Annotated in this window: 11 protein-coding genes; 4 read left to right on the plus strand and 7 right to left on the minus strand. The window is 67.0% G+C overall.

Going from position 1 to position 12296, the window contains the following annotated elements:
* Window positions 1-103: 103 nt before the first annotated feature.
* The 3 genes from BM060_RS03105 to BM060_RS03115 form a co-directional block, all read right to left on the minus strand.
* Window positions 104-1123, minus strand: coding sequence for an AraC family transcriptional regulator (locus BM060_RS03105; protein ID WP_074977206.1), 1020 nt, complete (start codon window positions 1121-1123; stop codon window positions 104-106).
* Between the two features lie 162 nt (window positions 1124-1285).
* Window positions 1286-2467: a vWA domain-containing protein gene (locus BM060_RS03110; RefSeq protein WP_043312788.1), complete on the minus strand. Its 1182-nt coding sequence runs from the start codon at window positions 2465-2467 to the stop codon at window positions 1286-1288.
* Between the two features lie 114 nt (window positions 2468-2581).
* Entirely contained in the window at window positions 2582-3427 is an 846-nt protein-coding gene (locus BM060_RS03115) for an AAA family ATPase (RefSeq protein WP_009623574.1), read from the minus strand.
* Window positions 3428-3712: 285 nt separating this feature from the next.
* Between BM060_RS03115 and cysK the strand changes: the two genes are divergently transcribed.
* The 3 genes from cysK (at window position 3713) to aceK (ending at window position 7817) form a co-directional block, all read left to right on the plus strand.
* Entirely contained in the window at window positions 3713-4687 is a 975-nt protein-coding gene (cysK, locus tag BM060_RS03120) for a cysteine synthase A (protein WP_074977209.1), read from the plus strand.
* A 173-nt stretch (window positions 4688-4860) separates the two neighbouring features.
* Window positions 4861-5958, plus strand: a complete 1098-nt coding sequence (locus BM060_RS03125) for a polyamine ABC transporter substrate-binding protein (protein ID WP_074977211.1) — start codon at window positions 4861-4863, stop codon at window positions 5956-5958.
* 125 nt (window positions 5959-6083) lie between these two features.
* Window positions 6084-7817 carry a bifunctional isocitrate dehydrogenase kinase/phosphatase gene (gene aceK / locus BM060_RS03130; RefSeq protein WP_370311625.1) on the plus strand — a complete coding sequence of 578 codons (1734 nt, stop codon included), beginning with the start codon at window positions 6084-6086 and terminating at the stop codon, window positions 7815-7817.
* Window positions 7818-8483: 666 nt separating this feature from the next.
* On the opposite strand, the gene BM060_RS03135 is transcribed toward aceK, so the two are convergent.
* Window positions 8484-9437 (minus strand): GlxA family transcriptional regulator, encoded by a 954-nt coding sequence (locus tag BM060_RS03135; protein ID WP_074977217.1) that lies wholly within the window; start codon window positions 9435-9437, stop codon window positions 8484-8486.
* 121 nt (window positions 9438-9558) lie between these two features.
* Here BM060_RS03135 and BM060_RS03140 point away from each other — a divergent pair, with 121 nt between their 5' ends.
* Window positions 9559-10188, plus strand: a complete 630-nt coding sequence (locus BM060_RS03140; protein WP_043312782.1) for a cysteine hydrolase family protein — start codon at window positions 9559-9561, stop codon at window positions 10186-10188.
* A gap of 129 nt (window positions 10189-10317) precedes the next feature.
* Here BM060_RS03140 and BM060_RS03145 read toward each other — a convergent pair whose 3' ends face one another.
* The 3 genes from BM060_RS03145 to BM060_RS03155 all read right to left on the minus strand — a co-directional run bounded on the left by BM060_RS03145 (window position 10318) and on the right by BM060_RS03155 (window position 12277).
* Window positions 10318-10842 (minus strand): DUF2937 family protein, encoded by a 525-nt coding sequence (locus BM060_RS03145; protein ID WP_074977219.1) that lies wholly within the window; start codon window positions 10840-10842, stop codon window positions 10318-10320.
* Window positions 10843-10855: 13 nt separating this feature from the next.
* Window positions 10856-11629, minus strand: coding sequence for a class II glutamine amidotransferase (locus BM060_RS03150; RefSeq protein WP_074977221.1), 774 nt, complete (start codon window positions 11627-11629; stop codon window positions 10856-10858).
* Between the two features lie 171 nt (window positions 11630-11800).
* Window positions 11801-12277, minus strand: coding sequence for an MFS transporter (locus BM060_RS03155; RefSeq protein ID WP_074977223.1), 477 nt, complete (start codon window positions 12275-12277; stop codon window positions 11801-11803).
* Window positions 12278-12296: the final 19 nt, after the last annotated feature.

The raw sequence follows: 12296 nt of genomic DNA on the forward strand, positions 1-12296 counted from the left end.
ATGCATGGCCAGCGCCAAGCCCAACACCGAGCGGGCCGGTAACCAAGGTCAAACGGCGGATAACGCCGTAGGCGTTATCCGCCCTACGGGTTGGAACGGCCGCTCAGGCGCGGAAATGGCTCGGCGGCTGGCCGCTCCAGCGCTGGAAGGCGTGGCGCAGGCTGGCGGTTTCGCTGAAGCCGAGTTCCTCGGCGATGCGGTAGATGGGCATGTCGCCGCCCTGCAGCAGTTCCTTGGCGCGGGCGAAGCGCAGTTCGTCGAGCAGTTGCTGGTAGCTGGTCTGCTGTTGCTGCAGGTGGCGGCGCAGGCTGCGCGAGGAGCAGTTCAGGCGCCGCGCCAGTTCCTCCAGGCCCGGCGGCGACTGCAGGCGCTCGCCGAGGATGCCGCGGACCTTGTCCAGCCAGGCGCGGCGGGCGGCCAGGTCGACGTTCTGCCGGCGGCACTGTTCGAGCATCTCGCGGTGGGTCACCGGGTCGGCCAGCGGCAGGCGGCGCTCCAGCCAGGCGGCGGGGAAGCCGAAGGCGCTGCGCGAGGCGCCGAAGCGCAGGCCGCAGGCGAAGCCTTCGGCGTAGGCGGCCTCGCGCTCAGGCGAGCCGGCATAGTCGAACTCCGCGCACAGCAGCTCCAGCGGCTGGCCCAGCAGGTCGCCGCAGGTGACCTTCATCGAGCCCAGGCACAGTTCGGTGTTGAACGGCCGCAGGGCCTCGTCCTCGCTGTAGCCGGTAGCCACCAGCCAGGCCACCTCGCCTTCGACCTGCAGAGACAGGTGGAAGTAGGTGCCCAGCAGCACCGGGTAGCTCAGGCCGATGCGTAGCGCCTCGCCGAGGGTCGGCGCGGAAAGCAGCGCATAGCCCAGCAGGCCGTAGGCGGAAATCCGCGTGCGCAGGCCCAGGCGCAGGCCCAGGGCGGGTTCGGCGGCCAGGCGCTCGGCGTTGGCGAACACCTGCTGCTCCTGCCAGGGGCTGACCAGCCGGCGCAGGTCCACCAGGTCGGCGGCGGTGATGCCGCTGCCTTCGAGGATGCCGTCGCGCTCATGGCCTTCGGCTTCCAGCAGGGAAACCGTCAGGGTGGTCATGTGCAGGGAGTTGAGCCAGGTGTTGCGGGAGAAGCTGGTTCCGGTCATGTCTTGCCCATCGGTGCGCTGCGCTGTGCCCGCGATGTTACCGTCGCGGGCATGGGATTTGGCAAGGCAAAGGCGGCAATTGTAGGAGCGGGCCCTGCCCGCGATTCGCGCGCAGGGCGCGCTCCTACAGGGGAGCGCGATGGTTGGTGCAGCACAGCGGGCTCAACCGCGCGAAAGGAAGCGCATCCCCTCTTCCAGCCCGCGCAGGGTCAGCGGGTACATCTGGTCCTTCACCAGTTCGCGCACCAGGTTGGTGGAGGCGGTGTAGTTCCAGGTGTCCTTCGGGTACGGGTTGATCCAGATGAGCTTCTTGTACTTCTCCATGAAGCGCTGCATCCACACGTAGCCGGCTTCCTCGTTCCAGTGCTCGACGCTGCCGCCGGCCTGGGTGATCTCGTAGGGCGCCATGGCCGCGTCGCCGACGAACACCACCTTGTAGTCCGGCCCGTACTTGTGCAACAGGTCGAAGGTGGCGGTGCGTTCGTTGCCGCGGCGCAGGTTGTTCTTCCACACCGACTCGTAGATGAAGTTGTGGAAGTAGAAGTATTCCAGGTGCTTGAACTCGGTCTTGCAGGCCGAGAACAGTTCCTCGCAGACCTTCACGTGGGCGTCCATGGAGCCGCCGATGTCCAGCAGCAGCAGGAGCTTCACGGTGTTGCGCCGCTCCGGGCGCATCTGGATGTTGAGCAGCCCGGCGTCCTTGGCCGTGTGGTCGATGGTGCCGTCGATGTCCAGCTCTTCCGCCGCGCCTTCGCGGGCGAACTTGCGCAGGCGACGCAGGGCGATCTTGATGTTGCGCGTGCCCAGCTCGACCTGGTCGTCGAGGTTCTTGTACTCGCGCTGGTCCCACACCTTGGCCGCCTTGCCCTGGCGCTTGCCGGCGTCGCCCACGCGGATGCCCTCGGGGTTGAAGCCGCCGGAGCCGAACGGGCTGGTGCCGCCGGTGCCGATCCACTTGTTGCCGCCGGCGTGGCGTTCCTTCTGCTCCTCAAGGCGTTTCTTGAACTCCTCGATGAGCTTGTCCAGCCCGCCCAGGGACTGGATCTGCGCGCGCTCCTCGTCGGTCAGCAGGCGCTCGAACTCCTTGCGCAGCCATTCCTCGGGAATCAGCGCCTTGAGGTGGTCGTCGAGCTTCTCCAGGCCCTTGAAGTAGGCGCCGAAGGCCCGGTCGAACTTATCGAAATGGCGCTCGTCCTTCACCATGATGGTGCGGGCGAGGTAGTAGAACTCGTCCATGTCGGCGAACACCACGCGCTGCTGGAGCGCGTTGATCAGGTCCAGCAGCTCGCGCACCGACACCGGCACCTTGGCCGCGCGCATTTCGTTGAACAGGTTGAGCAGCATGGCTGCGTCCTCTCGTGAAGCACATGCCCTGTAGGAGCGAGCTTGCTCGCGAACGAGCCCCCGTCGCGGAGTCTGTTCGCGAGCAAGCTCGCTCCTACGAAGAGCCGGTCAAATTCAGCGTGAAGCGCGGCGGCTCATGAAGGCCAGGCGCTCGAGCAGCTGCACGTCCTGCTCGTTCTTCACCAGGGCGCCGGCCAGCGGCGGGATGGCCTTGGTCGGGTCACGCTCGCGCAGCACCGCCTCGCCGATGTCGTCGGCCATCAGCAGCTTCAGCCAGTCGACCAGTTCGCTGGTGGAGGGCTTCTTCTTCAGGCCCGGCACCTTGCGCACGTCGAAGAAGATGTCCAGCGCCTCGCTGACCAGCGAGGCCTTGATGCCCGGATAGTGCACGTCGACGATCTTCTGCAGCGTCTCGCGGTCGGGGAAGGCGATGTAGTGGAAGAAGCAGCGGCGCAGGAAGGCGTCCGGCAACTCCTTCTCGTTGTTCGAGGTGATGATGATGATCGGCCGCTGCCTGGCCTTGATGGTCTCGTTGGTCTCGTAGACGTAGAACTCCATCTTGTCGAGTTCCTGCAGCAGGTCGTTGGGGAACTCGATGTCGGCCTTGTCGATCTCGTCGATCAGCAGGATGACGCGCTCGTCAGCCTCGAAGGCCTCCCAGAGCTTGCCCTTCTTGATGTAGTTGCGCACGTCGTGGACCTTGTCTACGCCCAGCTGCGAGTCGCGCAGGCGGCTCACCGCGTCGTACTCGTAGAGGCCCTGGTGGGCCTTGGTGGTGGACTTGATGTGCCAGGTGATCAGCTTGGCGCCGAAGGCTTCGGCCAGCTGCTCGGCGAGCATGGTCTTGCCGGTGCCCGGCTCGCCCTTCACCAGCAGCGGGCGCTGCAGGGTGATGGAGGCGTTGACCGCCAGCTTGAGGTCGTCGGTGGCGACGTAGGACTGGGTGCCTTCGAACTTCATCGGGGAATCCTCGAACGGTATCGGCCGGGCCTATGCCCGGGCTGTAGGAACTGGGAGACAGACTGCGACTATACCGCGCAGCTCCGTCGACTGTGAACGCAGGCATGGCATTCAGTCACTGAATGCGCAGCCACTCGTCCATTCGTCGAACGACGTCGACCGCGCACCACCCTCTCACCGACGCCGCTGCCCTGGAGCCGACCTTTCCGACGGTTTCGCAGCTTTACGGCCAGGGCGCCGGGGAATAGGCTGGTGGGTCAGCATCGATCCACAAGGACACCCATCATGAGCCGCATCTTCGCAGACAACGCGCAGTCCATCGGCAACACGCCGCTGGTCCAGATCAACCGCCTGGCCCCGCGCGGCGTCACCATCCTGGCCAAGATCGAGGGCCGCAACCCCGGCTACTCGGTGAAGTGCCGCATCGGCGCCAACATGATCTGGGATGCCGAGTCCAGCGGCCGCCTGAAGCCGGGCATGACCATCGTCGAGCCGACCTCCGGCAACACCGGCATCGGCCTGGCCTTCGTCGCCGCCGCGCGCGGCTACAAGCTGGTGCTGACCATGCCCGCCTCCATGAGCCTGGAGCGGCGCAAGGTGCTCAAGGCCCTCGGCGCCGAGCTGGTCCTCACCGAGCCGGCCAAGGGCATGAAGGGCGCCATCGCCAAGGCCGAGGAGCTGGTGGCCAGCGACCCGGCCCAGTACTTCATGCCGGCGCAGTTCGACAACCCGGCCAACCCGGCGATCCACGAGAAGACCACCGGCCCGGAAATCTGGAACGACACCGACGGCGCGGTGGACGTGCTGGTGGCCGGCGTCGGCACCGGCGGCACCCTCACCGGCGTGTCGCGCTTCATCAAGAACACCAAGGGCAAGCCGATCCTCTCGGTGGCCGTGGAGCCGACCAGCTCGCCGGTGATCAGCCAGACCCTCGCCGGCGAAGAGGTCAAGCCCTCGCCGCACAAGATCCAGGGCATCGGCGCCGGCTTCGTGCCGAAGAACCTCGACCTGGCCATGGTCGACCGCGTCGAGCTGGTCGGCGACGACGAGGCCCGCAGCATGGCCCTGCGCCTGATGCAGGAGGAAGGCGTGCTCTGCGGCATCTCCAGCGGCGCCGCCATGGTCGCCGCCGTGCGCCTGGCCGAGGAACCGGCGATGCAGGGCAAGACCATCGTGGTCATCCTGCCCGACTCGGCCGAGCGCTACCTGTCGAGCATGCTCTTCGAAGGCGTGTTCGAAGAACAGGAAATGGTGCAGTAAGCCCCCGCGCCGCCCCACTGCGGGGCGGCGCCCCGCGCGGCGGCCCTTTGCCACTGTCTGCGGACCCGCGGGCAACCGCGCCCCCTCCAAATCCTCCGGCAATCCGGTTATTCCTTGAGCAGCCGCGGCCCCACCCCGGCCGCGCCACTACCGTTTGCCGTCAGGAAACAACAATGAAAACGACCGCACCGCTGTCCAGTGCCCTAGCGCTTTCCCTCACCCTGGGCGTCGCCGCCGGCGCCCAGGCCGAGTCCCTGAAGATCTACAACTGGTCCGACTACATCGCCCCCGACACCGTCGCCAACTTCAGCAAGGAAACCGGCATCCAGACCACCTACGACGTCTACGACAGCAACGAGACGCTGGACGGCAAGCTGATGACCGGCAAGTCCGGCTACGACATCGTGGCGCCCTCCAACCACTTCATGGCCAAGCAGATCCAGGCCGGCGCGCTGAAGAAGCTGGACAAGAGCCAGCTGCCCAACTGGAAGAACCTCAACCCGGTGCTGATGAAGGCGCTGGAGGTCAACGACCCGGGCAACCAGTACGGCTTCCCCTACCTGTGGGGCACCACCGGCATCGGCTACAACCCGGCCAAGGTCAAGGAAGTGCTGGGCGCAGACGCACCGGTCGATTCCTGGGACCTGTTCTTCAAGCCCGAGTACATGCAGAAGCTGGCCAAGTGCGGCGTGGCGGTGCTGGACAACGGCCCCGAGCTGCTGCCCATCGCCCTGAACTACCTGGGCCTGCCGCACCACAGCCAGAACCCCGAGGACTACAAGAAGGCCGAGGAAGCGCTGCTCAAGGTGCGCCCGTACATCGCCTACTTCCACTCCTCGAAGTACGTCAGCGACCTGGCCAACGGCAACATCTGCGTGGCCGTCGGCTTCTCCGGCGACATCCTGCAGGCCGCCACCCGCGCCAAGGAAGCCAAGAACGGCATCGAGATCCACTACTCCACGCCCAAGGAAGGCTCGCCGCTGTGGTTCGACATGATCGCCATGCCGGCCGACGCGCCCGACGAGAAGGCCGCCTACGCCTTCATGAACTACCTGCTGCGCCCGGAGGTAATGGCCGGCATCAGCAACTACGTGCACTACGCCAACGGCAACCTGGCCTCCGAGCCGCTGGTGGACGCGGCGATCAAGGCCGACCCGGCGATCTACCCGCCGCAGGACAAGATGGCCAAGCTGTTCGCCCTGCAATCCATGCCGATGAAGATCGACCGCCTGCGCACGCGCATCTGGACCAACGTCAAGACCGGCAAGTAAGGCCCCGCACGACGTACTGAACGAACGGGGGCGGCGACGCCCCCGCTTCCTGACCGGCCGGTCGGCCATGTCGCTTTCGCCGCCCCCGGAGTCTGGCTAAGCTCGCTGCACATCCCATGAACGAGATGCGCCCCATGAGCCATGCCCAGATCGCGCAGACCATCCTCGACGGCTTCGACGTCTACCGCGAGCGCTTCAAGCAGATCACCGACGGCGCCCAGGCGCGCTTCGAGCAGGCGCAGTGGCAGGAGATCCAGCGGACCTCGGCCGAGCGCATCGACCTCTACGAGGAGAAGGTCGCCGAGACCGTGGCGCGGGTCGGCAGCAGGTTCAGCCCCGCGGAGCTGCTGGACGTGGAGCGCTGGCCGCTGATCAAGAGCGCCTACATCGCCCTGATCGACCCGCGCAACGACGACGAGCTGGCGGAAACCTGGTTCAACTCGATCTTCTGCGGCCTGTTCAGCCACGACAACATCAGCGACGGCACCATGTTCGTGCACACCACGCGGCCGTCGCTGCGGCCCCACGCGCGCGACCCGCACACCCGCCTCTACCGGCCCCGGGGCAACCTGCGCCAGGCGCTGCAGCAGATCTTCGCCGACTATCGCTTCCAGGTGCCCTACGAGGATGCCGAAGGCGACCTGGCGCGCCTGGACGCCCTGCTGCACAGCAACCTGCCCGACTGGGTGTGCAAGGACCCGGAACTGGCCCTGGAGCTGATCGGCTCGGTGTTCTACCGCAACAAGGGCGCCTACCTGGTGGGCCGCCTGTTCACCCCCGACGAGCAGTGGCCGCTGGTGTTCCCGCTGATCCACCGCGAGGGCCGCGGCATCCGCTTCGACACCGTGATCACCGACGAGGCGGAGGTGTCGATCATCTTCTCCTTCACCCGCTCCTACTTCATGGTCGACGTGCCGGTGCCGGCGGAGCTGGTGGCCTTCCTCAAGCGCCTGCTGCCGGGCAAGCACATCGCCGAACTGTACACCTCCATCGGCTTCTACAAGCAGGGCAAGAGCGAGTTCTACCGCGCCCTGATCAACCACCTGGCGAGCACCGACGACCGCTTCGTCATGGCCCCCGGGGTGCGCGGCATGGTGATGAGCGTGTTCACCCTGCCCGGCTTCAACACCGTGTTCAAGATCATCAAGGACAACTTCAACCCGGCCAAGACCGTGGACCATGCCACCGTGGTGCAGAAGTACCAACTGGTGAAGAACCACGACCGCGTCGGCCGCCTGGCCGACACCCAGCAGTTCGCCGACTTCCGCTTCCCGGTGGCCAAGTTCGAGCCCGAGTGCCTGGCCGAACTGCTGCAGGTGGCGCCTTCCACCGTGGTGATGGAGGGCGACGTGGTGCTGATCCGCCATTGCTGGACCGAGCGCCGCATGACCCCGCTGAACCTCTACCTGGAGCACGCCACCGAGGCCCAGGTGCACGAGGCGCTGTACGACTACGGCCTGGCCATCAAGCAGCTGGCGGCGGCGAACATCTTTCCCGGCGACATGCTGCTGAAGAATTTCGGCGTCACCCGCCACGGCCGCGTGGTGTTCTATGACTACGACGAGATCAGCTACCTCACCGAGGTGAACTTCCGCCACATCCCGCCGCCGCGCTACGAGGAGGACGAGATGTCCTCCGAGCCCTGGTACTCGGTGGGGCCGATGGATGTGTTTCCCGAGGAGTTTCCGCGTTTCCTGTTCGTCGATCTGAAGCTGCGTCGGTTGTTCGCCAAGTTGCATGGCGATCTCTATGACGCGGATTACTGGAAGGGGCTGCAGGCGCAGATACGGGCGGGCAAAGTGATAGACGTGTTTCCTTATCGGCGTAATGAGTTGCCGGAGAAGGTGTTGGAGGAGTAGGAGCGAGCTTGCTCGCGAACCTTTATTCCGTGCTCCGATCCCCACCCCCGTCATTCCCGCGAACGCGGGAACCCAGAGACTTCTTTGGGGTTGGGTTTGGTGTACCGCGCCGCTCCGAGTCTGCCCGACCTTCTCGTTTCGCCCCCTCGGGCGAGTCCCTTTTGTCAAACGGTGGAAGGCCACCCCCGCAAAAAGGAACCAAAAAGGCTTGCCCCGCATACGGGCCCGACAGAGTCGGGCTACCCTCGCGAACTCCCCCGCCACGGAGGCCCGCCCCGAGGGTACGTCCCTGTAGCCCGCGGGGCTCTCGCGACATCCATGTCGCATGACCTCCTGAGCGCGGGTTTCGCTCGGCCTTCTGAAGGGGCGTTTCGGTGCGCTCGGATGTCTCTCTGGAAGTCCCAAGAGCAAAAGCAAGAGCGGGCGTGCTCTTCGTAGGAGCGAGCTTGCTCGCGAACCCCGCAGTCACTGGGTTCCCGCGTTCGCGGGAATGACGGGGCGGGGTTAGGAGTATCAGGATGACTCTGGATTCTCCCCTCGCTCCGAACAGCCCCCTCTCCCTTCAGGGAGAGGGTTGGGGAGAGGGCGCTCTTACCCCCAACACCTACGTCACCGGGAAATGCCGTTCGCGAGCAAGCTCGCTCCTACAAAAGCCGGAGCTCCTGCTCACCCCCGAAACGCCTGCCGATAGGCACTTGGCGACACCCCCAGCGCCGCGCTGAAATGCTGCCGCAACGAAGCCACCGAACCAAACCCCGCCAGCGCCGCCACTTCCGGGATCGGCTGTTCGGTGGACTCCAGCAGCCGTTGCGCCAGCACCAGGCGTTCGCCGCGCAGCCAGTCGCCCAGGGTGCTGCCGGTGAGTTGGCGGAAGTGCCGGCTGAAGCTGCGCCGGCTCATCAGCGCGCGTTCAGCCAGGCTGTCCAGGTCGTGGGGCTGGTCGAGGCGTTCGCGTACCCAGTCGAGCAGGCCGGAGAGGCGGTTGTCCCGCGCCGTGGCCGGCAGCGGCTGTTCGATGAACTGGGCCTGGCCGCCCTGGCGGTGCGGCGCCACCACCAGGCGGCGGGCCTGCTGGTTGCTCAGGCCGGCGCCGCAGCGCTGGCGCAGCAGGTGCAGACAGCAGTCGATGCCGGCCACGGTGCCGGCGGAGGTGAGGATCGGGCCATCGTCGACGTAGAGCACGTCCGGCTCCACCCGCACCTGGGGATAACGCTGGGTGAAATAGTCTGCCCACAGCCAGTGGGTGGTGGCCCGGCGGCCATCGAGCAGACCAGCCTCGGCCAGGACGAAGGCGCCCAGGCACAGGCCCACCAGCTGCGCGCCGCGCGCATGCGCAGCCACCAGGGCGTCGAGCAGGGCCTGCGGCGGGCGCTCCGCCGGCTCGCGCCAGCTCGGCACTATCAGGGTATCGGCGGTTTCCAGCACCTCCAGGCCGTGGCGCGCATCGATGACGAAACCGGCCGTGGTGTTCAGCGGCCCCGGCTCGGCGGCGCAGACCTGCAATTCGAAGCGCGTGCGCGAGCCGCCCGGGTCGCCCTCGCCGAACACCAGACAGGGCACCGAGAGGTGGAAGGGGCTGATCTGGTCGAAGGCCACCACGGCCACGCGATGGGTTTCCATGGACATCATCCGGGCAAGGCTTTGGCCCGATTCTAGCGAAAGCTGTCTTGCGGGCCACTCACGCCGACCGTCGGCCCCTGCGCAGAATAGCCCCATCCCCACTCCAGCGGAGACACCCAGCATGAGCAACGCCCCGAAACGCGCCCTGATCGTCATCGACGTGCAGAACGAGTACTTCAGCGGCAACCTGCGCATCGAATACCCGCCGGTCGGCGACTCGCTGCCGAACATCCTGCGCGCCATGGACGCCGCCCACGCCGCCGGCATCCCGGTGGTGGTGGTGCGCCACCAAGCGCCGGCCGGCGCGCCCATCTTCGCCCCCGGCAGCCACGGCGTGGAACTGCACCCGCAGGTGGCCGAGCGCCCCCGCGACCTGCTGCTGGACAAGAGCAAGGCCAGCGCCCTCAGCGGCACCGGGCTGGGCGACTGGCTGCGCGAGCGCGGCGTCGACACCCTGACACTCGTCGGCTACATGACGCACAACTGCGACGACTCCACCGCCCGCCAGGCCGCCCACGAAGGCTGGCAGGTGGAATTCCTCGACGACGCCAGCGGCTCGCTGCCCTACGCCAATAGCGCGGGCGCGGCCACTGCCGAGGAAATCCACCGGGTGTTCAGCGTGGTGCTGCATTCGTCGTTCGCCGCGGTGGCCAGCACCGCCGACTGGCTGGCGGCGGTGGCAAGCGGCAAGGCCCTGGAGCGCGACAACATCTACGCCTCCAACCAGCGGGCCATCAACGCCCGCGGTTAGGAAAACGGCGGATAACGTCGAACGTTATCCGCCCTACGCAAAGCTCACCCCTGGCGTAAGGCGTATAACCGTTCGCGGTTATATGCCGCCTGACCGCCCTCCCCGTCCCGCACGGAGTCCAACCGGCCCTCAGCTCCAATGCCGCCGCGCAACGTTGCGGTTGTCCCCCAATCCCGCCAGCGCGCCGACCGAAACGATCAGCAGCTCGACGATCCAGGCCAGCAGCAAACCGCCGCCCAGGGCCCAGCCGATGGCCTCCGGCGCCAGCACCACCTGGTAGCTGTAGCCGTCGAGGGTCTCCTGCAGCAGCTCGCGGTTCGGCGCGCTCAGCAGGTGCCAGGCGCGGGCGTACCAGGGGCCCTGCAAGGCCTGCCATTCGTTGTCGAACAGCTTGGCGCGGCGCAGCAGGCGCTCGACGTTGTCGCCGTCGCGCTGGAACACCGGGTCCGGGCTGCCGCGGTAGTGCGCCACCAGGGCGTCGAGGTCGCCCTGGAAGTACTGCCCGGCGGTGTTGCGATAGCCCTCCAGGGCCTGCAGAGATTCCTGGCGATGGGCATCGACGCGGATCGAATAGTCCTTGATGAAACCCGGCACCTGCACCCCGACCAGCAGGCCGAGGGCGAAAAGCACCAGGCGGATGTAACTGCGCAACATGGGAGTCCCCCTCTCAGACGCGGCCCTGGTCGAGAATCTCGCCGCGCCACCAGAGCATCCACTCGCCGCTCTGCTGCACCGACCAGTGCTCGTTGTCGGTCAGCGGCTCGGTGGCGATCACCGTGACCACGTCGTTGGGCGTGGTCTCGGACTGGAAGTCCACGGTCAGGTCGGCGTCCTTCAGCCGCGCCGGGCCGAAGGGCGCGCGGCGGGTAATGTACGCCAGCTTGCTGGAACAGAAGGTGAACAGCCAATCACCGTCGCTCAGCAGGCAGTTGAACACGCCCTTCTGCCGGTACTCGGCGCAGGCGGAGACCAGCGTCGGCAGCAACACCTCCACCGGCACCGGCTCGGGGAAGGCCCGGCGCACGCGGTTGAGCAGGTCGCAGAAGGCCGCCTCGCTGTCGGTGTCGCCCACCGGCCGGTACAGCCCCGGCGGCGGCGCGAAGTCGGCCAGCTGGCCGTTGTGCGCGAAGGTCCAGTAGCGCCCGCCCAGCTCGCGCACGAAGGGGTGGGTGTTGGACAGGCAGACCTTGCCGACGTTGGCCTGGCGGATGTGGCCGATCACCGTCTCGCTCTTGATCGGGTAGCGCTGCACCAGGCGCGCCACCTCCGACTCGACGCTGGCGCTCGGGTCCTGGAACAGGCGCACGCCGCGCCCCTCGTAGAAGGCGATGCCCCAGCCGTCGCGGTGCGGGCCGGTGCCGCCGCCGCGCTGCATCAGGCCGGTGAAGCTGAAGACGATGTCGGTGGGGACGTTGGCGCTCATGCCGAGCAGTTCGCACATGGTCAGCGCTCCTGTGGCAGGCGGTCGCCCGGCACGCGGTGGAAAGTGAAAAGGGAAATCAGGCGCCGGCCTGGCGTGAAGGTCTTGGGCTGCATCGGGCTCGTTCCGCTACGGCTATGCCGCCATGCTGAACGCCGGATGGGCGCCGCGCAAGGGCGGCGCCGGGGTCGCTCAGAGGCGCGGCTCGATGCGCATGCCGCGGTTGCCGTTGCGCTCGTCGGCGCGGCTGTCGTCCACGTCGGGCATCAACTGCGGCTGCATGAGCTGGCGCATGGTCGGCTCGTCCTCCGCCTCGGCGCGCTGGCGGCGGTTGCGCGCAGCGCGCTCGATGGGCCAGCGCACGGCGACGAAGATCAGGTACACGACGAAGGCCGCCAGCAGCACCAGGGCCAGGTCGGACACGGCGCGCCAGGCGTTGTTGCCGACCTTGAACAGCACGTCCAGGGCGGTGATGGCGATGGCCGGGGCGTATTCGTTGTTGGCCGGGTCGACCGGCGTCGGGGTGAACAACAGCACGAGCACGATCACCCGCAGCGGTTCGCGCAGCCAGCGCCACATCCAGCCGGTCATCAGGAACCAGACGACCAGGAGTCCGAAAGCGGCGAACAGGTAGACGCCCCAGGCGAGTTGATAATCGTGTTCGTTCATGCGCGTGCGTGCGATGGCG

This window comes from Pseudomonas citronellolis (genome assembly GCF_900112375.1).
GTDB classification, from domain to species: Bacteria; Pseudomonadota; Gammaproteobacteria; order Pseudomonadales; family Pseudomonadaceae; genus Pseudomonas; species Pseudomonas citronellolis.